Origin of the sequence: Allorhizobium sp. Av2, from assembly GCF_021462805.2 — a bacterium.
In the GTDB taxonomy this organism is placed as follows: domain Bacteria; phylum Pseudomonadota; class Alphaproteobacteria; order Rhizobiales; family Rhizobiaceae; genus Allorhizobium; species Allorhizobium vitis_G.
This window is the reverse complement of the sequence record NZ_CP192696.1, coordinates 3,718,988-3,741,497: the sequence shown is the minus strand read 5'-3', so window position 1 is coordinate 3,741,497 and position 22,510 is coordinate 3,718,988. Positions and strand designations below refer to the sequence as shown.

Annotated in this window: 21 protein-coding genes and 1 pseudogene; 18 read left to right on the top strand and 4 right to left on the bottom strand. The window is 57.5% G+C overall.

Annotated elements, in window-relative coordinates:
- Positions 1-122: 122 nt before the first annotated feature.
- The 5 genes from FS819_RS17425 (at position 123) to FS819_RS17405 (ending at position 4,711) form a co-directional block, all read left to right on the top strand.
- Entirely contained in the window at positions 123-500 is a 378-nt protein-coding gene (locus tag FS819_RS17425) for a helix-turn-helix domain-containing protein (RefSeq protein ID WP_156629792.1), read from the top strand.
- Positions 500-790 (top strand): hypothetical protein, encoded by a 291-nt coding sequence (locus tag FS819_RS17420; RefSeq protein WP_234624726.1) that lies wholly within the window; start codon positions 500-502, stop codon positions 788-790. The genes FS819_RS17425 and FS819_RS17420 overlap by 1 nt, the downstream gene beginning before the upstream one ends.
- Positions 791-1,150: 360 nt before the next feature.
- Positions 1,151-1,765, top strand: coding sequence for a type IV toxin-antitoxin system AbiEi family antitoxin domain-containing protein (locus FS819_RS17415; RefSeq protein ID WP_156629793.1), 615 nt, complete (start codon positions 1,151-1,153; stop codon positions 1,763-1,765).
- A gap of 178 nt (positions 1,766-1,943) precedes the next feature.
- Positions 1,944-2,672, top strand: a complete 729-nt coding sequence (locus FS819_RS17410) for a nucleotidyl transferase AbiEii/AbiGii toxin family protein (protein WP_197434076.1) — start codon at positions 1,944-1,946, stop codon at positions 2,670-2,672.
- 497 nt (positions 2,673-3,169) lie between these two features.
- Entirely contained in the window at positions 3,170-4,711 is a 1,542-nt protein-coding gene (locus FS819_RS17405) for a Fic family protein (RefSeq protein ID WP_197434077.1), read from the top strand.
- A gap of 88 nt (positions 4,712-4,799) precedes the next feature.
- On the opposite strand, the pseudogene FS819_RS17400 reads toward FS819_RS17405, so the two are convergent.
- Positions 4,800-5,656, bottom strand: a pseudogene (locus FS819_RS17400) (recombinase family protein); the annotation flags it as partial.
- A gap of 755 nt (positions 5,657-6,411) precedes the next feature.
- Here FS819_RS17400 and FS819_RS17395 point away from each other — a divergent pair.
- The 10 genes from FS819_RS17395 to FS819_RS17350 all read left to right on the top strand — a co-directional run bounded on the left by FS819_RS17395 (position 6,412) and on the right by FS819_RS17350 (position 16,704).
- Entirely contained in the window at positions 6,412-7,068 is a 657-nt protein-coding gene (locus FS819_RS17395) for an outer membrane protein (RefSeq protein WP_156629795.1), read from the top strand.
- A 406-nt stretch (positions 7,069-7,474) separates the two neighbouring features.
- Positions 7,475-8,518: a helix-turn-helix domain-containing protein gene (locus FS819_RS17390; protein ID WP_234624727.1), complete on the top strand. Its 1,044-nt coding sequence runs from the start codon at positions 7,475-7,477 to the stop codon at positions 8,516-8,518.
- Positions 8,519-8,846: 328 nt separating this feature from the next.
- Positions 8,847-9,179, top strand: a complete 333-nt coding sequence (locus FS819_RS17385) for an STAS domain-containing protein (protein ID WP_156629796.1) — start codon at positions 8,847-8,849, stop codon at positions 9,177-9,179.
- A gap of 51 nt (positions 9,180-9,230) precedes the next feature.
- The gene (locus tag FS819_RS17380) at positions 9,231-9,389 is read left to right on the top strand and encodes a hypothetical protein (RefSeq protein ID WP_156629797.1); all 159 of its coding nucleotides are present in this window, start codon (positions 9,231-9,233) and stop codon (positions 9,387-9,389) included.
- Between the two features lie 131 nt (positions 9,390-9,520).
- On the top strand, positions 9,521-10,804 hold the full coding sequence (gene glsA / locus FS819_RS17375) for a glutaminase A (protein WP_234624728.1): 1,284 nt from the start codon (positions 9,521-9,523) through the stop codon (positions 10,802-10,804).
- 70 nt (positions 10,805-10,874) lie between these two features.
- A complete protein-coding gene (locus tag FS819_RS17370) occupies positions 10,875-11,885 on the top strand; it encodes a hypothetical protein (RefSeq protein ID WP_156629798.1) in 1,011 nt (336 codons plus the stop codon).
- Complete coding sequence (locus FS819_RS17365) at positions 11,866-13,875, top strand: SpoIIE family protein phosphatase (RefSeq protein ID WP_156629799.1); 2,010 nt, start codon at positions 11,866-11,868, stop codon at positions 13,873-13,875. Before FS819_RS17370 ends, FS819_RS17365 begins: the two co-directional genes overlap by 20 nt.
- A gap of 3 nt (positions 13,876-13,878) precedes the next feature.
- Entirely contained in the window at positions 13,879-14,313 is a 435-nt protein-coding gene (locus FS819_RS17360; RefSeq protein WP_156629800.1) for an ATP-binding protein, read from the top strand.
- A gap of 210 nt (positions 14,314-14,523) precedes the next feature.
- Entirely contained in the window at positions 14,524-16,191 is a 1,668-nt protein-coding gene (locus FS819_RS17355; RefSeq protein WP_156629801.1) for a Na/Pi symporter, read from the top strand.
- 138 nt (positions 16,192-16,329) lie between these two features.
- Positions 16,330-16,704: a nuclear transport factor 2 family protein gene (locus tag FS819_RS17350; RefSeq protein ID WP_234624729.1), complete on the top strand. Its 375-nt coding sequence runs from the start codon at positions 16,330-16,332 to the stop codon at positions 16,702-16,704.
- Positions 16,705-16,953: 249 nt separating this feature from the next.
- Here the strand turns inward: FS819_RS17350 and FS819_RS17345 are convergent, their stop codons facing one another.
- The gene (locus FS819_RS17345) at positions 16,954-17,334 is read right to left on the bottom strand and encodes a tautomerase family protein (RefSeq protein ID WP_156629802.1); all 381 of its coding nucleotides are present in this window, start codon (positions 17,332-17,334) and stop codon (positions 16,954-16,956) included.
- Between the two features lie 95 nt (positions 17,335-17,429).
- Between FS819_RS17345 and FS819_RS17340 the strand changes: the two genes are divergently transcribed.
- From FS819_RS17340 to FS819_RS17330, 3 genes are all read left to right on the top strand, one after another.
- Positions 17,430-18,287 (top strand): LysR family transcriptional regulator, encoded by an 858-nt coding sequence (locus tag FS819_RS17340; RefSeq protein WP_156629803.1) that lies wholly within the window; start codon positions 17,430-17,432, stop codon positions 18,285-18,287.
- A gap of 208 nt (positions 18,288-18,495) precedes the next feature.
- Positions 18,496-19,302, top strand: a complete 807-nt coding sequence (locus FS819_RS17335) for an AraC family transcriptional regulator (RefSeq protein WP_156629804.1) — start codon at positions 18,496-18,498, stop codon at positions 19,300-19,302.
- Positions 19,303-19,368: 66 nt separating this feature from the next.
- Positions 19,369-19,770 carry a DUF2000 domain-containing protein gene (locus FS819_RS17330; RefSeq protein WP_008994910.1) on the top strand — a complete coding sequence of 134 codons (402 nt, stop codon included), beginning with the start codon at positions 19,369-19,371 and terminating at the stop codon, positions 19,768-19,770.
- 421 nt (positions 19,771-20,191) lie between these two features.
- On the opposite strand, the gene FS819_RS17325 is transcribed toward FS819_RS17330, so the two are convergent.
- On the bottom strand, positions 20,192-21,301 hold the full coding sequence (locus FS819_RS17325) for an IS110 family RNA-guided transposase (protein ID WP_156629805.1): 1,110 nt from the start codon (positions 21,299-21,301) through the stop codon (positions 20,192-20,194).
- A 114-nt stretch (positions 21,302-21,415) separates the two neighbouring features.
- Positions 21,416-22,459, bottom strand: a complete 1,044-nt coding sequence (locus tag FS819_RS17320; RefSeq protein ID WP_156629806.1) for an SDR family oxidoreductase — start codon at positions 22,457-22,459, stop codon at positions 21,416-21,418.
- Positions 22,460-22,510: the final 51 nt, after the last annotated feature.

Below are 22,510 nucleotides of genomic sequence, written 5' to 3'. Positions count from 1 at the left end.
CTTTACCATAGCGGCATGTCATCTGCGATCACGGAGCGTGGTTGCGAAGCTCTTGTTGAATTCAGCAATTGATCATATATGACGTGATATAGATTTTTAATCATCGTATCTGGGCCATTGCTATGGGGTCGCCGAAATCAATCTCCGCCCTCGAAAGGCTCGGACACGACGTCCGCGGCGCTCGTTTGCGGCGCGGCATTACCGTGGCCGATCTGGCGGTGCGCGCGGGCACGTCGCCGAGCACCGTCGCGCGCTTGGAAAAGGGAGATCCCGGTGTAGGGATCGGCACGCTCGCCGATATCCTGGTTGTGCTTGGTCTTGTCGACCGGCTGGCCGACCTGATCGACATCCGCAAGGACGATCTGGGTCTGGCGTTGACCGCCGAACGCCAGCCGCGTCGCGGACGGTCCTTTGCGGCCACACTGCACAGGCAGAAGGCCAAGGTTAAGACGACACAGGATGAGCCGGATGTCGTTGATCCGGATGGCGTGGCCTTCTGATGCTCGACTTCACTGCCCATGTCGCGCTCGGTGAGGGTCGGCGCCCGCTGATCAGTTGCGTTTCACGCAGGTCGGACCGCGACAGCTCTCGACATTCGCCTATGGCCCCGCCTGGATCGAGACCCCCCCGCGCCTTTGCCGTGCAGCCGACCTTCCCCTTGAAGGGGCCGTTTCACATATTCGGCCAACCCAGAAACGTGCGCGGCGCGCTGGCGGGCGTCTTTGCCGACACCGCGCCGGACAGTTGGGGCTGCAGGCTTCTCGATGCGCCTATGGCCACGGCCTCATGATGCCCTGGTCAGTCCAATTTCTTCGATATCTCAGCACGATCCAAGGTCGACTTATCAGAGCCCGATCCGGAAAAAAGAGACGGAGAATGGCAGCGGTTACTTGGCTATTCACCTTCCATCAATCTCCAACTCTGGTCTATCGACAACGAAAGGGAGTTGGCCACCTCCGTGTTCGCCGCGGGAATGGGCTAGCGCCATAGGTGCTGGTTAAAAAGATCGGGCCGACTGGAATTATCGCGCATGTAAAATGCGCGATAATCAAAACTGCTCAGAGATGGTTCCTGCCTTCACCCATCCTGCCGCTTCTGTTATGAAACCTTGTATATTGCAAATTTAGATCGAGGATTTATAACATTCATTATGACTATCCAAACCCACAGAGATCGCGCCATTGAGGTCGCACGACGACAAGGGATCGCGCGGGGGCGCGATTTCGATGCTGCCGGCGTACCGCGTGTCTACCTGCAAAGACTGCGCGACGAGGGTATTCTCCAGCAGGTCGGCCGTGGCCTCTATAAACTGGCTAACGCTGAGGCCGCTAGCGCCACCAGCTTGGCTGAAGCCGTACGTATCCAGCCAAAAGGGGTTATCGGCCTGCTGTCGGCGCTGCAATTTCACAACCTCACGACCCAGACACCTCAAGCCGTGTGGATGCTGCTCGGGCCAAAGGACTGGGCGCCGATCAATCCATGGGTCTCGCTGAAGGTCGTCCGCGCCAGTGGCGAGGCGCTGAGGGCCGGCATAGAGATTCATCAGGTCGACGGCGTGCCGGTTCCGATCACGTCACCAGCGAAGACCGTTGCCGACTGTTTCAAGCACCGCAACAAAATTGGCCTCGATGTCGCGATCGAGGCACTGCGAGATTTCGTCAAATCGCGAAAGGGACGGGCAGGACTGAACGAGCTTTGGCGGTATGCTGAGATCGATCGCGTCCAGACCGTGATGCGTCCCTATATCGAGGCCATGGTCTCATGAAGGCGCCGAAGAATATTGGCGTCTCTGTACGCGATCGGCTGACTCAGCGTGCTCGCGAACGTCGTGAGAACGCCCAACTGCTGATGACGCGTTATGCCATCGAGCGTGTGCTTTATCGTCTGAGTGTTTCGCCGTACCGGGATCACTTCGTCCTAAAGGGTGCGATGCTGTTTAGCCTGTGGGCGCCTGTGCCTACCGCGCCACTGGCGACCTCGATCTTCTCGGTTTTGGAGAGAATGCGCCTGCGACCATCGCGGCCGTATTTGTAGAAATTCTTGCCACTCAGGTTGAAGATGATGGGGTCATCTTCAGGCCTGAGACGCTGCGCGCCGCCGCGGCACGTGAGCAAGACGAATATGCTGGCGTGCGGTTGGACTTCGTGGCCGAACTCGGTGGCGCGCGCCTGCCCATGCATGTCGACATTGGATACGGCGATGTGATCACGCCGGATCCGATCGACATAGAATATCCTTCGCTTCTGGAGCAGCCGGCGCCTCATCTCAGGGCCTATCCACCCGAAACCGTTGTGGCTGAGAAGTTCCAAGCCATGGTGGCACTCGACATGCTCAATTCGCGCATGAAGGACTTCTTCGACCTTTGGGCCATTGCGGGCGCCTTCACCTTTGAAGGGGAGGTTCTGGCGCGAGCGATTCGAACGACCTTCGAGCGTCGTGAAACACCACTTCCCTCTGAGACGCCGTTGGCGCTGACCGTGGGCTTCGCCGACGCAAAGCAAGTGCAGTGGGCGGCGTTTCTGAGGCGGACCGAGATCGCCCTTGCACCTGAACCGCTTCCGGAAATCCAGGCTCGCATCGCCGAACTCGTTATGCCGCCCACGCTCGCAACGGCTAAGGCTACGCCTTTCAATGCGCGTTGGGCGGCAGGCGCCCCCTGGAGCGAGGGATAGCACTTTCAAGGTTGCGCATGGAACTCCAAGTGCAACTATCCGCTCCTCGAAATTGCGATCGGCGAAACAAAGATGACATTGGCAGGGGACGGCCGGATGAAGGCTGGACGCAGTCGGCTCACATCTTCTGCCAGAACGCGGATCAAGCTCTATACGTGTCGGCTGCCGTGCAAAGGTCGACCGCAGTTTCAGGTTCGTCAGGTAACGGAATTCGTGCTCTTAGCCATGCGGTAAGCCCACTGCCAACTCTACGCCGCCGCTTGCATACTCCATAAACAAGCCAGCGATGCGCGGAGTAGAGCGCGCAGATCGACGCATCCGCCCCAAAGGCGACTCGCGAAATGCCTTGGCCGAAGAAATCAACACTATCTTTTCCGGACACGGCGCAGCAGTGATTAATATTCACAAATTCTTTGATTTGTGATAGATGTACGCAGGTCGTGATAAGGTTTCGCGGCGCGGTCTAGATCCGGTGAATGATTTACGCGAGGATGGGGATGGGTGAGTGGCCTTCGCAAGCGGTGAAAGAGTTTCACGGGCGTGCCCTGAAGGAGCCGGGAGAACCGACTGGTTATGCGGCGTTGATCGCCCGATATGACCTGTCCATCCCTCTTCCCCCACGGCTGACCGCGATTGCTGAGCGCCACCATCCAGATTCCTCGGAGAGCTGGCTGCTACTCACCCCACGACATCGCAGCAGGCCCACCCTTGCTGACCAGTTGACACTCGCATTCCGCTATGAGGGCATCGATCTCCAAGTCCTGCACAAGCTCTTTCAAAGGCTTGAGCCCAGCGAAATCGAGGCCCTTGTTCGCGCCACCCCAACCGGCGCCTTCGCACGGCGCGTCTGGTTCCTGTTTGAGTGGCTGACCGGCAAACTGCTCGATCTTCCGGATCCGGGTAAGGTGCGTTTTGTTCCGGTGCTTGATCCCGATCAGCAATACGCCCTCACAGAGGGCGAACCCTCCTCGCGACATAAGGTCATCAACAATCTTCCGGGTACCCAGATGTTTTGTCCGCTGGTCCGTAAGACACCTGATTTGATACGGTATGCCGAAAAGGAATTCGATCAAGATGCGAGAGCGGCCATGGGGCGCGTCCGCCCTGACCTGATGGCTCGGGCTGCCGCCTTTATTCTGCTGAACGATTCCAAGTCCTCTTTCGCCATAGAGGGCGAGCGGCCGACTGGACCGCGAGCAGTACGTTGGGGGCAGGCCATCGCCCAAGCCGGCAAACGGCCTCTCAGCATTGACGAACTTAACCGGCTCCAGCGCGTGGTCATAGGAGATGACCGTTTCGTCCGTCTCGGTCTACGAGACGAGGGCGGTTTCATCGGCGTGCACGACCGCGACACCAATATGCCAATTCCGGACCATATCAGTGCACGTCACGAAGATCTTTCCGGATTGATGGACGGGCTTGTTGCGTTTGCAGACCGCTCGACACGAGGTGGGATGGATCCGGTCGCAGCGGCGGCATGCCTCGCATTCGGCTTCGTTTACATCCACCCTTATGTGGACGGCAACGGACGTCTGCATCGATGGTTGATCCACCATGCATTGGCAGCAGCGGCCTATAGCCCTCCAGGTCTGGTCTTTCCGGTCAGTGCGGCAATTCTGCGCGACATTGGCAGCTACCGAACCGTGCTTGAATCCTATTCCTCGCCGCTACTGCCCTTCATCGAATGGCGGTCAACCCCAACCGGCAATGTCGAGGTACTGAACGAGACGTCGCTTTTCTACCGCTATTTCGATGCCACTGCACACGCAACCTTTCTCTATAAATGCGTTGAGCAGACGGTCGTTCACGACCTCCCCGAGGAGGTTTGGTTTCTCCAGGCTTTCGATGCCTTCGCAGAAGGCGTTCAGCAGATCATCGATATGCCAACGGCACAGCTTGAGTTGCTCCATAAGTTTCTGGAACAGAACGATGGACAATTGTCACAACGCGCGCGCACCAAAGAGTTTGCCGCGTTAAGCGATGAAGAAACGAGGAGAATTGAAAACCTGTATGAAGACGCATTCAAACCTGCGGCTTGACCGAAAACCATGGTCATGAACTTCTCGGATGAGATACTGAAACTTACCCGCTACGGTCGCCGGACCTGAGTCATTGTGCAATCCTTCTCTAAGTATCGGTAAACATTGGAAGCGAGTCCGCATCAGCACTGCGACACGGGCTGCCCTTTCGGGCTATCGCGGCCTGGACCGTCGCCGACGTGAGGTCGCTGGCCCTGATTTGATACGGTGCATCGCGAACCACCTGTTCGGCGGACAACACCTTCGTCTTGATCAGATGGCGTATCCGATGATTGGTCACGCCCAAGGCCACCGCAGCCTCTGTCATGGTCAGCCATTCGCCTTCCTTGTCGGCTGATTTGTACGCGTGGATGGCGCGTACCCGCCTTACAGAAGCGACCCGGTGCGCGGTCCAGATCTTTCCTTGCCCCGTGGGCATGCCCATTCGATTGAGCGAAGCGGCAATATGTTCATCGGACCAGCGACCAGCCATGCTTCGCATCACCGCCAAAGCATCCTCCGTGGTGGCGCAGCCGTGTTCACCGCTTTGAGGTTTGCGGACCTTGAGCTCTCAATGCTGATCTCCCTTCCAATGGATCGTCAACACCACGTCGCGCACCGCATCGTCGACATCAACGACAATGTCGGCAATCAAGGTACGAAGCAATTGCTGCCGCACCCGCACGGTCACATCGGGCGATTCCCAGGCCGTGTGCAGATTATCGGCGAGGTTTGTAAAGGTGCCTGGACAACCTCTATGGTCGAAGGATTTTCGGTTGGCTTGCGCACTTCCAGATCGCGCACGCGGCGTAATGTAGTTTCCCAACTCTTCTCAAGCTGCGCGGCAATGAGACGGTTGTCGGGATCGCATGCCGCATAGCGACGCTCAGCCAGGCTGGCCTCATAGCGAGCCTGTTGTAGCTCCAGGTCGTGAATGTGCCGCCGGTCTTCTTGCCGCTCCCGGTGTGTTGATTGCCACTGAGATCTTCTGGATCAGATTGATGGTCCTGTGGAGCGCTTTATCGCCGATGGCACCTATGATGGATCGCCGACCCGTGATCTGATCAGTCAGATTAACGGAACCTCGCGCGCTGCCGGAACCCCCTTTGGCGGCTATAGCAATGATCTCGTAGCTCAGATTGATCTGGCTCGCCGGCGGTCCGGTCAGGTCCCAATTTTCCGGAGGGATTTCGATGAGAACGGTTTTGATGTTGTGACAACACCTTGTGATGTTGGCTTGCACTTTCAGAGTGTTTCACGGGGCCAAGTTTGCGCGTCGAGAGAGATTTTGAACCAATACCTTCGTCGCCACTTCCTTTGACGTTCGCATTTCTGTTAGTGCCGAGACATGCATCTGTCTGCATGTCTGCTCTTGCATTGTCGCCAGCGGAACGCCTCTTTTTACCCGCGGCACCGATAAAGAGACGCTCGAAGAACCGTAGCACACGGGGTCGGAGAGCAGCAGGCGGACTTTGGCGGAGGAATGCGGCGGGGCTGTTGCGCTGTTGTTGACTGCCCGTATGAACATGAAGATTTCGGTGTGTCCAAAGGCCGGCCATGCACTAACAAAAATTCTACCCACCACTGGATCAACTCCTTCTTGCCTGCCGACCGCTGTATTAACCGTTAACGCGACCTGTCAGACTGGCTGGTGATCTGCACTGCTAAGCCAAAACACCAGGCAGCTGGTGCGCACCCACTTTAACAAAGGACCTATACTTATGAAAGCAGCTCCAATTTCTTTGTTCATCACCCTTGCGGCATCAACGGCAATGGCTGCGGACGTCGTTAATGAGCCGCCCGTAGCGCCTCCCGCGGAAGTGGTCGCGCCGGCATTTACATGGACCGGCCCTTATCTCGGCATTCAGGGCGGCGGCGGTTGGCTCGATGGAAATTTCAGCGCAGCGGGCGTTTCCGGTTCGGAGAATTTTGATGGCGGGCGGTTGGGCGGCTTTGCGGGGTACCAATATCAGTTCGATAACAATTTCGTCCTCGGCATCGAGGGTGATGTTTCTTACGACTGGAACGACAAGACCTATTCCGGTCTCGGCGTTGCCGCCGGAGTTGGCACCGACTGGAGCGGCTCCGTCCGTGGCCGCGTCGGATATGCCTTCGATAAGGCGTTGATCTATGCCACCGGCGGCTGGGCGGCTACGCGCGCCTCCATTGACGTTTCCGGCCTTGGTGAGGAAAAGAAGACCTTCAATGGATACACCATAGGCGTTGGCGTCGATTACGCGTTCACTAGCAACATTTTCGGCCGTCTCGAATACCGCTATAACGATTATGGAAACAAGGATTTCGAAATGCTTGGCGTACCGGTCAGCGCGGACCTCACGCAACACATCGTCACGGTGGGCATTGGTGTGAAGTTCTGACCGCAGCCGTGCCGACCATCAAGGTCTGGCGCAGTGCTTAACTCCTTCATCAATCCTACTCCTGTGTGGTTTTTGCTGCAAGCAAGATATGTTCGCCTGCGGCGGAGGACTGGACGCACGTCACACAGGAGTTGAAGACTGTTAAGTTATCGGGTTCGGTCAAGGAATGGCAAGGAAGTCTTCTGTCAGGCTACTTGAAGATGAGCTCTCTCCGAATCCGTATCGCAGCGCCCTGCGGTTGCGACATCGTGACAGTGACTTGAGAAACTGATTTCACTCAACTCGTTTAAGTCAGGCTTTACCGACGCTACGCCGTGTCGTTGTCATAACCATCAATCGATTTGACGAGCACCATTCCATACGCAAAGTTGAGATATCAGGTTATTATTCATGCACTGAGGCTAACATGAATCAAGCTTCATCTACTAGTAATATGGCCGGCGACACCCCCACACTTCTGTTCGAAGTGAACACCCGCAAAATGTCGTTGCAATCGGCTCTTGAGTTTTGGCAAGAATCTGCCGGCTCGATGTATGATGTGAAAATCTTTCAACCGGACGCATTTCACACCGCTCACAGCACAGTTCGGTTCGGCGGACTGTTACTGACCCATTGTGCGAGCGTCGCCCAGAAACTGAGCCGTTCCAGCTATCGTATTGGCACGGACGGTTATGATCATTTCACGGTTCAGTTTTTCTTGGCGGGTCAGTGGAGCCGGCAGGATGGGCGGCGTGAGGAAAAGGCTGGGCCTGGCGATCTGATCATTCATGACACGGCACAGACTCATGCGGGAGCGGCGAGCGATTTTGTCAATGTTACACTCTTCGTGCCCCGCTCCCTGCTGGCGCCGCTGCTGAACAGTCCTGACGAGCAGAACATGAGGGTTTTGGCGGCTGATGATCCCATGGTTGGATTGTTGCGCAATCATGTCAGCAATCTCTGGAGGGCACTTCCGCTACTTAGTGAAAGGCAGGCGGCAGCGCTAGCCATGCCGACAACTCAACTTGTAGCGGCCGTCCTCAACGGGGGTTCCAGAGAGGATACGATTCAGGGTGTGGCTACCGCCCAGCTTGCCGAAATTCGGCACTATATTCAGGCCCATATCTGGGACAAGGATCTCTCTGCGGGCCGGATTGCGATGGCTTTTGGTATCTCGCCGCGAAAGCTCGCCTATCTGTTTTCAGGCTGGGGCGGGGTAATGTCCTATGTTCAAAGGCAACGTCTGGAACTGGCGCGTCGCGCTCTGCGCGACCCGGCCCAAGTGCATAAGTCCATCGCCGACGTCGGCCTCGAACACGGCTTCATTTACGCCCATAATTTCACTCGCGCCTTTCAGCGGGTTTATGGTCTGACGCCGCGCGAGGTTCGGTCCATGGCACAAAAAAGCTGGATCGTCGGGATCAGCGGATCGCACAGCTGGTTTGATCGCGCCGCCCGCTGGGGGAGATGATAATTTCCCTATCGGTTTGTGACGCCAAGTTGCGCTTTGGGAGTGTTTCGATAGGCGCCATTTGCGCATCAGGAGAGATTCGCAACAACGCCTTTATCACCACTTCCTTTCGTCGTCGGATGTCTGCTTCTGTGACCTCATTCGCGGGCTCGTCCTCTGCGCTGTCGTGCAGGGCAATGATGCTTGCGTACCTGCAGCAGTGTCCACCTTTTGGTGCGTCGTGATCGGAACAGATATGAGACTGTTATTTCCTTCCTTTTCAACGAGCATGAACGGCCACCGGCCAAGTCTGCAGTTTCGTTTTCCTCAACATAGATAGTAGGTTTCCATGAACATTACGGAGCAAGAAATCGGTTCGGTGCGTGTTCTTACGATCGCCGGCCGGATCGATAGTGTGACGTCGAAATCGCTCGAAGATATCGTCATTCCAAAAATGCAGGTGTCTCCCGCACTCGTCATAGACCTCGACGCAGTCCAGTATGTCAGCTCAGCTGGTTTGCGTGTTCTTCTGAAGGCCGCAAAGATAGCGAAAGCGACCGGCCATCGGCTTGTTTTGTCGGCTTTAGCGCCGCAAGTTCAGGAAGTTTTCGACATAAGCGGTTTCTCCTCGATCTTCGAAATACAGTTCGATCAGGAAAAATCGCTGAAGGTTCTTGCATGAACGACGGTATCACCCAATCTCATGCGCGGAGTCTTGGAATGTCGGGCGTCGATGCACAGACAAGACGCGCTTAACATCGGCACCGGCGCACTGACCTTCAACGGTGGTATGCTGGATACGACAGATAGCTTCGAGTCTTCCAATAGCGCGATCCTCGAAGAAGGCGGTGGCAGGTTGGAGACCGACGAAGACCACGCTGGCCGTCTCTAGCGACGTTTCTTGGGATGGTTCCCTAACCAAGACCGGCTCGGGACGCTAAAGCTCACGGGAACGGCAGCTATAGCGGCGGCACTGTGATTGACGAGGCAGCCTGATGATCAGCGTCGACGGCACGGTGGCAAGTGAACGGTGAGCGGCGCGGGATTGAGCTGGGAAAACAGCGGCAATCTTTAATGTCAGCTATTCCGGCTATGGCGCACGGAACGGTCGTCAATGGCCGCCTGCGATTGACGTCTGAGGATGTGGCGGCCCCATCGGTTCCCGCACTCGGCTATGCGGAGGAGACCAAACGATCGTCTACGGTCAATCCGCTTCGCCACTTTCGAACACTAGCGCGCTCCCTCAAGAGCCGCCAGAATATTTTAATTTGGCTTGAAGACGCTGGAGTGAACATGACGAAACCTGCCGAACCAGAACGACCTTCCGTCGTTGACCATGCTCTTATCGACATTCACGAAAGATACAGGAATAACAGGTCAGGTGCGTTGGCGGACTATATTCCGGAACTCGCCGTTGTCGATCCAGACAGATTTGGAATAGTCATTGCAAGCGCGGACGGACGTCTGTTCTCCGTGGGGGATACCACAGCCGAGTTTACCATCCAGTCGATATCCAAAGCCCTGGCTTATTGCCTTTCCATCGAACTCGCCGGCCGCGACGTGGTCGCAAACCGTGTCGGCGTCGAGCCAAGCGGCGACCCCTTCAACGCCATCGAATTTGATCCGAGGACCAAGCGGCCCTATAATCCGATGATCAACGCAGGCGCGATAGCGGTCAGTGGCATCATTCGGGACGAATCGGGCGCAGATGCATTTCGTTTCCTGCTTGAGCGCTTTTCCAAGGCCGCGGGAAGATCGCTTTCTCTTGACGAGAATGTATATCGGTCGGAATCCGAGACAGGGCATCGCAACAGAGCAATCGCCCACCTTTTGCTTGGCATCGGCGTGCTCCGCCCACCGGTTGACGATGCATTAGACCTTTATTTTCGGCAGTGCTCCATCAGCGTAAACGTGACCGGCCTCGCGGTCATGGGCGCAACACTGGCAAACCTTGGAGAGAACCCGCTCACGCATGAACAGGTGTTCGACATGGAGGCCGTCCGCCACACGCTGTCGGTGATGTTTACCTGCGGAATGTATGACTATTCCGGGAACTGGGCGCATGATGTCGGCATTCCGGCGAAGAGCGGCGTCGGAGGCGGCATTATGGGCGTTGTCAATCGCCAGCTTGGCATCGGAGCTTTTTCACCCCGGCTCGATCAAAACGGCAATTCCGTCCGCGGCATCGAAAGCTTCAAGGCCCTGGCTGAGGAGTTCGGCCTGCACGCCTTCGATCCCGGCAACCAGGGCTCGGCTTTCATGAGTTCGGTCCTGAGCGGGAAAGGTCTTCGAGATACAGGTGGTTGAACAATTCCGCCCTCGCGGCTGCAGCCTGATTTTTTTGGACGACACCCTATAGCACTGTGGATTAGTTCTTTTGCCAAATTCGACGACGATACCCGACACCTATTTCATCGGACTGACGCAGCAATCGTCGGCAGGCGGACTCGCCCGTCTTGCCGCCGGTGCGGCCGAAATCCTGCCGGCGTTCAAGGTCTATCCCGGCCGCGCCAGCTTTGCGGAGTTCGTGCGTCCGATCGAGCAGCGTCTGGATGGCGATCCGCATGTCGAAAAGGTCGCAATTCAGCCGGTGTTGGGGCGCTACGGGGCAAGTCAGGAGCTATCAGTCGGCCTGGAAATACTGGCGTCGGAAGGGTTCAATGCGGCAGCATTGGCCGAGACCGTGTTCCGGCAGGCGCGAGCGGCTCGGCAACTGGACGCTTTCGTTGGGCGCGTTCTTCTGCCCGGCGAGTGGACGGATAATGCGAGGCCAGGATTGACCGTCCTGTTCCGTGAGCCGCGCCGCATCGGAGAATTGGGTTCATTGCGCGCCGAAATCGGTTCGTTTCCGGGCGAGGGTTGGCCGATCGACGGCTTCACCACCATACCGATCCGCGGCGGAATGGTGGGCATGGTGAAAGGGCTGCGCTATGTTTTTCTACCCGAGATCAGCATCCGATGGGACGCGGCACTGTACGAGCGATTGGCAGGAGAGCCGGAAGAGATGGAAATCATCCTCATTGATCAGGCCACGAAGATCGGCAGGCTTCGCAAGCCGCTTCTTCAGCATTCCTATATCGAGGACGCCTATCTGAACTGGTTCGACGTGATCGTAGGAGGGATAGAGAACTATGACGAAATCATTGGGCGGCTCGCGGCGACGGTCGCGGTGCACGTCCGCAATCACGCGTCGATGACGCGTAAGCCATTCTCGGAGATTTTGCAGCTCGACAGTGCGGCAGTGCTCCAAGACCGGCTTTTTCACATAAGGGCATCTGCCATGATGCTCGGCCAAACAACTGCTTCACGCGCGCACGATCTGCAGAGCACCTCTCGCACCGGGATTGTCGAACCGAAAGTGAGTGAGAATGTCCAAGCCTACGGCTGAACCGAGCGGTTCCCTTTTTGCGCGCTACAACAGAATTATGCGCGGGACGTTTCTGGCGGTGCTGGTCGTCGCCTCCGCCTTGCTTTATCTTCAATACACGCAGCAGCGAGATGCGAACCTGCTCATTCTGTCGCAGCGGCTGCAGGAGCAGTCGGTCGCGCTGGATGCAATTCTCAAAAGCAGCGCTGATGCAGTCAAAGCCATGCGAATGCAAGGCGAGACTTGGTATGCGACCCATCCCGGCTCAACTGCTCCATCCGTGCTTTTGCAGTCGATCATCGCGTCGCAGGCTCAAGGAAAAGTCACCCTCGATTCCATTCCAGCGCCCTGGACGCCGGGGGACGTCGGAAATCTGACCGTCGGGGCCGATCTCGTCGACCCGCCCTTGCTGAAAGACATGGAGATGGCTTTGGATCTGAACACGTCGTTTAAGTCTGTTAAAGCCAACATCCCTAATGCGGCCTGGATCTATTACACGTCGAAACGCGGCTTCATAAACATCTATCCGTGGATTGCCTCATCCAAATTCGCCTATTCCGACACGCTGCTGGAGAAGGCGTTTTACCGCGGTGTGACGCCGGAAAAAAATCCCGATCGCTCCGTTTTGTGGACGGAGGCCTACCTGGATGAGGCTGGACAGGGTCTCATGGTCACCGCGTCATCGGCCATCTACGACGGCGATACTTTCCGAGGCGCTGTTTCACTGGATTTGACGCTGAACGAGCTCAATACCATTGTCGGCAGCTGGCAGCTCCAGTTCGGCACCCTGTTCATCATCAACGATCACGACCAACTCCTGGCTCATCCCTCACTGATAACACCCGGATTGACCGCTGTTCTTCCGGCCGCAGCCGCGTTGCCGAATAATTTGGGGATCGATACCGTCAGACATAATGAGGCCGTCCTCGGATTGGTGGGTGACTATTACGTCGAAATGCTAACGGTCAAGAACGCGCCGTTCAGTCTCGTGCTTGTCGTTCCCAGGAACGACCTGATGCTGTCATCCCTGAAAACCGGCATGCTAACGGTCGCGCTCCTCGTCGGCGGCCTGACATTGATCATTCTACTTTCCAATCTACTGACGCGGCGTGAAGCCATCTCGCCGGCACAACAGCTGGTGCGCTATATCGAAGATGAAAGCCGAGGGGCCGCGCTCGCCATCCCGCACGTCCCACCGGCATGGCGACCTTGGTTCGAAACGATCCGGCGCGTCTTCAATGCCCACAGCCAACTCATCTCGATACAACAGGAGCTGGATGTCGCAAGACGCATGCAGCAGTCAATCGTTCCGACCCGGTTCCCAAGCCGCCGGGATCTGGCGCTCTTTGCCAGAATGATCCCCGCCAAGGAAGTGGGCGGCGATTTTTATGATTATTTCTGGTTGAGCGATACGCGCATCGGTGTCGTGATCGCCGACGTTTCGGGGAAAGGCGTGCCCGCGGCCTTGTTCATGGCAGTGGCGCGGACGTTGTTGAGAGCAACCGCACCGGCGGCAAACGGGCCGGGATCATGTCTCACGATGACGAATAATCTTCTCGCCCAAGACAATGACGCGACGATGTTTGTCACTTTGTTCTACGGGATCATCGATGTCGAGACCAATGAACTCGTCTACGCCAATGGTGGCCATAATCCGCCCTTTGTTCTCGATAAAGAAGGCGCTGTGCGATCGTTGCCGGCAACTAAAGGGATGGCGCTCGGCGTGTTGGAGGATATGGTATATGAGGAGAGGTCTGTGCGTCTGGAGCCGGGAAGCACTTTGTTACTGTATACCGACGGAATTACGGAAGCCTTCAATCCCTCCGGCGAGGATTTCACCGAGGAACGCCTTGAACGGGCATTTTCGGGATGTGTGGATCTGCCGGTTGAGGAATGCCTGGAAACCATTGTGACGGCCGTGACGACATTTGCCAGCACAGCTCCGCAGTCCGATGACATCACTTGCCTGGCTGTCCGTTACTTTCCACCCCGAGATCCAACCGGGGTTTGAACGATGGGACAGCACTTCTCATGCAGGCTGCCGCCGACGCCGAGCAACGTAGGAGTATTAATTTCAGGTGTGGAAAGTTTTCTTCACGCTAACGGCATCCCCGAGAACCATCAACATTTGTTTGCACTCGTCTTGGATGAAGTCCTTATGAATATCGTTAGTTATGGCTTTAAGGCAGATGGTAATCATTTTATGGAGGTGAGCTTGACCGTCGCCCAAGGTCTCGTTCGGACCGAAGTCGTCGACGACGGTATCGCTTTCAATCCGTTGCTCTCTCCAGATCCCGACACCACGCTTGGGGTGGAAGACCGCGAGATCGGTGGCCTGGGGCTCTTTTTAGTTAAGAAGCTTATGGATAAGGTCGAATATGAAAGACGCGATAATCTCAACAATCTCAAATTTACGAAAGATTGTTCTGCAAAAGGCGCTTCATCGTAGCCTCATGGCGTCACCCCGTCTTCCTTTTCCAAGGGAAGGGGCCGGACGAATTATGATTCGGCCCAGGAACGGTCGTGGCAGCCTTTCTTCGACGGGATATGCGCTGCTGCTCTTGCGCACTCGGGGAATTTTCACCATTTGGGTTCGGCAACTGTCATCATCGTTCATTACCTGATTTTGGTTGTTCGTCAGAAAGAATGATGGGACAAGATGAGCATCTTTGCTACGATCTTTGCGGGGCTGGGTTTATTCTTTATCGGTGTCAAGCTGATCGGCGGCAATCTCCGATTGATGGCCGGCCGAGGCTTCCGCGCAGTGATAGGTCGCGCCGTAGCCAGGCCTTCGATCGCAGCCGCGCTGGGCGTCGTCGCCGGCGCTCTGACCCAGAGTACTAACGCTGTTACCTTCATCTGTATCAACACGGTGGCGGCCGGATTGGTGCAGGCGCGCCAGATTCTTCCGGTCATGATCTGGGCTAATGTGGGTACATGTGCGCTTGTGTTGTTGGCGGCGCTTGATGTTCACCTTCTCGTCCTGCTGCTGATCGGCACGGTCGGACTGCTTTACTATCTGGAACTCGACAAATCCGCACGGTTTCGGCATCTCGTGGCCGTCTTGCTAGGGGTAGGGCTGTTGTTCTTCGGCATCGACCTTATCCGCGATGGCGCCGATGGACTGAGGCGGATGCCCGAGGTGCAGACGGCAATCAACTATGGCCACAGCTCGTTTATTCTTATCTTCCTGATTGGTGTTGTCATCACCGTCATCGCCCAATCCTCGTCAACGGTAACGGTGGTTGCCGCCGCTATGGCGCAGGCCGGCGTCCTGGATCTGAACCAAGCTATCATTATCGTCTATGGAGCTGGTCTCGGTTCCGGCATCGCCACTTGGTTGATGGCCGCCAAGCTCTCCGGCACACCCAAGCGCCTAGTGCTGCTGCAGACCTTCACCAAATCCGTCGGCATCGTGGTGCTCGTACCGCTTTTGGTTGTGGAGATGCAATTCGAGCTACCATTGGCGAGGTCTCTGGTTGAGTTTCTATCACCCAGGGTGCAAGAGCAGATCGCTCTGGTCTATGTCCTTTATCAGCTGATCTCGGCCTTCGTCATCTCCGCTGCATTGGATCCCTTCTATCGACTGATACAGCGACTCTATCCCGAAACGATGGAAGAAAGCTTGTTCAAGCCACAATTCGTCTATGCCGGGGGTGATATCGAGGCAGAGACCGGAGCGCTGCTGGTGGAAAAGGAGCAACAGCGCCTTGTCGGCTTCATCCGCGACAGCCTTGACCATGTGCGCGCGGACGCGGAGGCAGGCAAAGCCGGGCGACCCAAACCGCAGCTTTTGCATCAGGCGCGGCAATCCGTCGGCAGCGAGATCTCGGCCTTCATCGGTGAGCTTATGGGTTCATCTCCGCCTCGGGAGACGATGGAGCATTTGGCCGGCCTTCATTCGGCTCAAGGCTTGCTTGACGACCTCGGTAATGAGGTTCATACGCTCGTAATGCATCCGGGTGTTTATACGCCCGCTTCCTCATTGGCCTCGCTAATCAACAATATGATCGAAAGCCTGCATCTGATCGTCACGACGTTGTTTGACGAACTGGAAGATCCCGAGGCATTCCGGTATTCCAGTCTCCTCGCAATGACGTCCGATCGTTCCGATATGATGGGTAAGTTGCGGCGGGATTTGATCCGTGGGAACGAGGCACTCGGTAACACCCAGCAGGAGACACTCTTTACCGCGACGACAGTCTTTGAGCATTCGGTCTGGTTGGTTCGGCGCTATCTTTCATTGGTGAATGCCGGAAAACTTTCAGCGCAGCCAGAGCCTCTCGTCGCGTCGCTCTCAAGATCAGGATTGGCTCCTAGACCTTAGGACACTTCTAGCACACCAAGGAAAAGGTGCGATGGCCGCGAGGATAAGAAGAGCTGCCTGGCCGTCTTGTGCCCCTGACTTTCTTTGATTGGTCGTGAGGGATGCGTCCTGTATCAACCCAAGCCCCGCGAGACACCAGTGAGCGCCACCCCTGCCGATAACGTCTACCCTGTTCAAATGCAGCTTGAGGCCTATAACGCCAGAGACATCGAAAGCTTCATGCAGTGGTGGGCCGAGGATTGCCGGTACTATGCCTTCCCCGACACACTTCTTGCAAACGGCACCGACGCAATACGGGAACGTCACGTCGAGCGGTTCCAGGAGCCGGACTTGCATGGGACGCTTCTGCACCGCTTAAGCGTCGGCAATATGGTAATCGACCACGAGACCGTCCGCCGGACCTTTCCCGAAGGTCTCGGCGAGATTGACGTTGTCTGCATCTATGAGGTCGAGAACGGCAAGATCGCGAAGGCTTGGTTCAAGATCGGCGATAAGCGTCTGCTCGACCGTTAAACGAACTCCAATGGGCTGACCAACGTCGACTCTCTTGAGTTCTGGTTAATCTGCTGAATGGCTTTGAAGGGTCGTACCGTTCCGTCCTTCACCTGCTGGACGCCGATATACCCGAAAGGCCTGGCATAGCTCGCCCCATGCCAGACGGTCTCCGGGGATCAGCCTGATACAGTCCCCCAGACATCGATGGCATCGCCGCCGTCACGTTGAACGAGACAGAGCCGTCCACCACACCCAAAGGCTCTTGCCTCAAGCGTATTGCGCAAGGCCATTCCCGAGCGACCAGTTCTCTTTTGCCACTTCGACGATGTTGACGAACACGTCCTGTGGCCGAATGCCGGGGTTCTCACCGAGCAACTCCACGATCCGCCGGAACAGTGCCTTCTTCTGCTCTACGGTGCGGGTGTTGTTCGCGGTGATCTGGACGTAGACGAGGTCATCGCTCCGATCGACCCCAAGATAGGACGCGCTGTACCGGAAGTTCTCGGCGTCATGCTCAGTAATTGTCATGAATTGATCGTCTTCTGGCACTTTGAACGTTTCATGCATGGCGTGATATAGGCCGTCGAAGATTGCCTGGCGGTACGTCTCCGGCTTTCCAGCGCGCAGCGAGATATGAACAAGCGGCATCGTAGTTCCTTTCCATTTTTTCTCCGCTTGACAGTAGCCGGGGAAGAGTCATTTTGGCATGACATGGAATCGGATATTTAAGATTAAGATTGCAAATGATGGACCATCCTCTTGACCTTGATGCGGTCCGAACCTTCGTGCGTATCGCCGAACTCGCGAGCTTCACACGCGCCGCGGAGGCGACGGGGATGACGCAAGGAGCGGTCAGCCTGAAGCTGAAGCGTCTCGAAGAGAGGCTCAAGTGCCGCCTCTTCGAGCGAACGCCGCGATATGTACAACTCTCGGCATCTGGCGCCGCCTTCCTTAATCTCGCCCGCGAACTGCTGGAGGTTCATGATCGTGCGCTCGCCTCGCTTGCGCGGGAGCGGCAGCGCATCGCCATCGGTATCAGCGACCACGTGGCGGGGCCTGAGCTTCCTGCCCTGATCGCGCGGATGAACGCACAGGATCCGCAGCTGGCGATCGAAATCCGCATCGGCTCATCGGATGATCTGCTTCAGAGCTTCGATCGACGCGAACTCGACACGGTGATCGTCCGCTTGCACACGAGGCGTGACGACGGCGAGCTCCTCACTGAAGAACAGTTTGGCTGGTTCGCGGCGCCAAGCTGGCAGCAGCGGGCGGATGAACCTTTGCCAATTGCCACCATGGCCGAGCCCTGTGGGGTGCGGGCATTGGCCGGGCAGCTTCTCGACGCGGCAGGCGTGCGATGGACGGAGATTTTCGTCGGCGGCGGTGTGACGGCGGTGGCGGCGGCCGTCACGGCCGGGCTCGGCGTCGCGGCGTTGTCGCCGCGCATGGTGCCGTTTGGCGCTGTCGACGTCGGTCCAAGGCTCGGGCTTCCTGCCTTGCCGCGTCTCCCTGTACTCCTCCACACCAGGATCAAGGACGGACGACCGCGCGACGCGCTCGCGGCACTTTCGGCCGCCTTCAGGAGTGCGGTCCGAGGCTGATGATTCCAACACAGTCGAGGAACGGCGGCTTGGCTGGAGTATCGTGGATGGTCGCCGCTTTGTGGCCGGCACTACGCTTGCGCTCAAAGTGGAATGCTTTGCGACATACGCTTTAAAAACATGGGGAAAGTGCCCGTGATGCGCGCAAAATGGTCGACTGCGCGCCTCGCTGCTTTATTTTCTCCGGCAAATGACTCAATTCTAGACGATGCAAACAGGACGCTACCATCACCTGAGCTGGCTGCAGGGCATCGAAATCTTCGAAGCCGACTTCACCTCGCACACTTTTGGGCGCCATTCTCATGAAGGCTTCGCAATCGGCGCCATCGCAGCGGGAGTCGGCGGATATCTGTTCCGGGGAGCGAACGTCCTACTCCCGGCGGGCTCCCTTTCGCTCATGAACCCGGATGAAGCCCATACAGGGCATGCAGCATCTGATGAATTGCGTTACAACATGCTTTACGTGAGCGAGGAAGCGGTCCGCACGCTTCTCGACCTGCGCGAGCTACTAGGGTTCTCGCAGATCGCGCCGGGGGACCCAGGCCAGGAGCTTTCGCATCGGCTCGCTTTTCTGGCCGCGCTTCTCAACGCGGCCGGAACCGCAGATCAGCGTCTCGCGATCGAAGAAGGCGTGCACTCGGTTCTTGGCGGCGCATTCGTTCGGTACGGCCGCGCCAAACTGCGTGCTCCCGGCAGCGAGCCGAGAGCCCTCGTGGAACTGCGTGAGCGGATCGCAGCCGCCGTTGCAGACGGAAGCGGCCTGTCACTGGGCGAGCTGGCCGCCGGCATCGGTTTGCATCCCTCCTATCTCATCCGGACAGTTCGCCACGCCACCGGTATGACGCCTCACGCCTTGGTGCTCCAAAAAAGAGCCTCGCGCGCCCGCGAGCTTCTGCTCCAGGGTATGCCAGCGGCCCAGGCCGCGACGGCAGCGGGCTTCAGCGATCAGGCGCACATGATCCGGCAGTTCCGCCGGCACTACGGGGTGACTCCTGGAGCACTGATCCGCCACTGAAGGTCAATTTCCTTCAATCCGTGAGGTGGGCCAAACGGCATGGGTATGGTGGAAAGGATTCTCCGCATGTCCCTTAAACCTGTTGTTATTCTCGCAGAAACCCTGCCCATCGGGCTGAAGGTCAACTTCGCCGCCGTCCTTGCTATGAGCCTCGGAAAGCTCATGCCCGAACTGATTGGGGCCGACACGCCCACCGAAGACGGCGTCGGCCTTCCTGGCATCACCACCGTCGGAGTGCCGATTTTAACCGCCCCGCAAGGCGCGCTTTCAGGACTGTTCCTTGAGGCCGGGAGTTTACCGCTGCGCCTCGTCTACATGCGTGCAGCGTTCGAGGCCCGGACCTACGAAGACTACACGCTCAGGATCGCGGCGGCGCCATTTGAAGCGCATGACCCGCAGGCCCTTCTTCTTGCCGGGCCTCGTAAGGCCGTCGATCGGATCTGCGGCCGCTTGGCTCTGGTGAAGTAACGCATGGGTGCGGATCGAGACGGTGAGCGCCACGGCTGCGTTTGCCTTAGTCGCCTCTAGCGGGCAGCACGCGGCCATGATCGGGCATTACGTCTACGCCCTCATGCCCGTCATTTTGGAGTAGAAGCATAGCAAAGCGACGTCGATGATAACGCGACGTGTGTTTTTTTCAACCTGACGGGTGTGCCGCGATCCGATCGGCGACGATCAATCATGCTCTCATCCGCGGATTGGCTACCGCATTTCCCATGTCCGTCGCGGGCCTGCCTCTGTCTATAGACGGGCATAAGCACGAAGCTTGCCCTAGCCTAGATCGAGGATTGCCTATCATCCCAGGATTTCGCGGCACGCCGGTCAGGTTGTTATCAGCATTGCCGGGGTCAATCTCCTTTCCTCCGATGGTTCTTGCGGCGATTGATGATCAGCGCGAAGCGGTCGGCGTCTTGCGGGCGATGTCCCAGACAAAGCCGACCAGTTCGCGCGCAATAGCGACGATGGCCTTCGATGGAGGCTTGCCCGCGGCGACAAGCCGGCGATAGCGCTGACACAAACGGGTCTGCGCTTTCCAGCCAATGGAGCGGATTGCCTCGGGTAAACCATCGACCCGTTTGCGATATCCCCACGCTTCCCGGGCTGGGTAGTGATAGCACCATGCTGCTTCCACCAGCATGGCCCGCGCCTCACCATTGCCTGCTCCGGTGATTGCGCCGCGACGGGTGCGTTTGCCGCTTGAGGCCTCCGACGGCACAAGCCCCAGCCAGCTCATCAGATGCTTCGGAGAAAGGAACCGGCTCATATCTCCGATTTCCGCCACCAGCGTCGCCGCTACGACGAGCCTCACGCCGCGCAGGGCTTGCAGCGCCCGGACGAGAGGCGCCAGTGACCAGTTGGCGACAGCCTCTTCCAGCATCTTATCCAGCCGTTCACAACGCCCCTGACATTCCTCGATCCGGCGCAGGCATTCGGCAAAGACGAATTGCTGGTGTGAATAGGAGAATGCCTGCTCCCCGAGCCACTTCCAGTAGCTTCGCGTCCAGGTCTTCCGTCCCGGATACTTGCGGCCATGCCTCAGCAGGAAACCATGCAGCATCTGGCGCGCCATCGTGAAGTCGGTCTTTGCTTGCCGACGAGCGCGCACCAGGTCGCGCATGGCCTCGTGATGTTCGTCCGGCACCCACACCGCGGTCAGTTCGCCAGCACGCAGCAACCGTGCCAGGGCAACTGCATCGCGACGATCATTCTTGATCCGGTCACCCGGCTTCTTCGGCATTTTCGACGGCGCGACGATGATGCAGGATGCGGCCAACTGCGTCAGTTGACGATAGAGCCCATAGCCGCAGCCTCCAGCTTCATAGCAGAAGTGTAGTTCAATCTCCGGTCCAGAGAGCCTGTCGAACAAGCGGCGTACCGCATCCGGGGTATTGGGTATCATTCCGTAAAAACGAGCCGTGCTGGCGCGCTCCTCATCGACCACCGCGACTGCGATTGTCTCCTTGTGAACATCAAGGCCAATGAATTTTATCTGGAGCATGACTTTTCTCCCGAAAGTAAGTTGCGTCGAAATCAGCTATGCAACTTACTCCCTTCACCGGGGGAAATGGCGGGCATAGGGTCTATAGCCTTTAATTGCGCCTATTCACGCCCCTCAACTCGGCAAAAGGCCGTGCCGCCGGAACCAGTCAACTTCGTCGCGCAAGGTTTCGGTAACCGGCCGGAACTCCAGACCTAATTCTCGTTTGCTCCTTGCCGGGTTATAGCGAGAACGATCATTCTCGGTCGCAACCGTACGAGCCATCGCCCAACTCAAAAGCACTGGCCTGCTGGTTATCCGGGCGTAAAGTTCATTGCCAGCACCGATCAGATACAGAAGGAACAAGGGAATGCGCCGCGTCGGCGCTGCGACTCCGACGGCTTGCGCGATCAGCGGCAGTAGGTCGCCCATCGTCATATGGCGCCCTGCTGCCAGGTAGCGCTCGCCACGTCGCCCCTGTTTGTTGGCAAGGATCATTGCCTTGGCCACATCTCGGGCGTCGACCACCGAGAAGGAACCGGGCGGAACACCGGGCAGCCGTTCGAACGCCACGTCCAGGACGGTTTGACCTGCCGATGTCGGCCCAATATCACCCGGTCCGTGCATCCAGCCGGGGAGCACCATCAACGCCCAGAAATCGGGATGCAAATCGAGAAAGCTGAGCACGGCGCGGTCCGCCAAGATCTTGCTTCGGTAGTAGTCGTCGGCGTCTCGCTCATCCCGGAGCATGGTTTCGTCGATGATCTGCCCAGGGATACCGCGCAGCACCGCAACCGAACTCGTGTGGACGAAGCGCCGCACACCTGCACGCCAGACGTGATCGAGCAAATCGCGCGTGCCTTCAACGTTGGCCGCATGGAGCGCATCCCAATGCCGCCCTCCTTTGTAGGAGTCCCGAAAATAGGCGGCCGTGTGGAAAACTACGTCGACGCCCTGAAGAGCATCCGCAAAGCCGGGTATATCGAGCATGTCGCCGGTCACGATCTCTAAATCTAGACCGGCAAACTGCTTGGCCGCCTTTTCAGGCGAGCGGACCAACGCCCGCACGCGCCAGCCATCGGCGATCAGTTCACGCACCAGGTTGTTGCCGAGGAGCCCGGTCGCTCCTGTCACGAAGGCAAGCGGCGAAGGGAAAACGGTATTGTCATTGATCGGCATGAAACTGCTCCACAGGTGATGAAGCATGGTCTATAAGGCTGGACCAAGGTC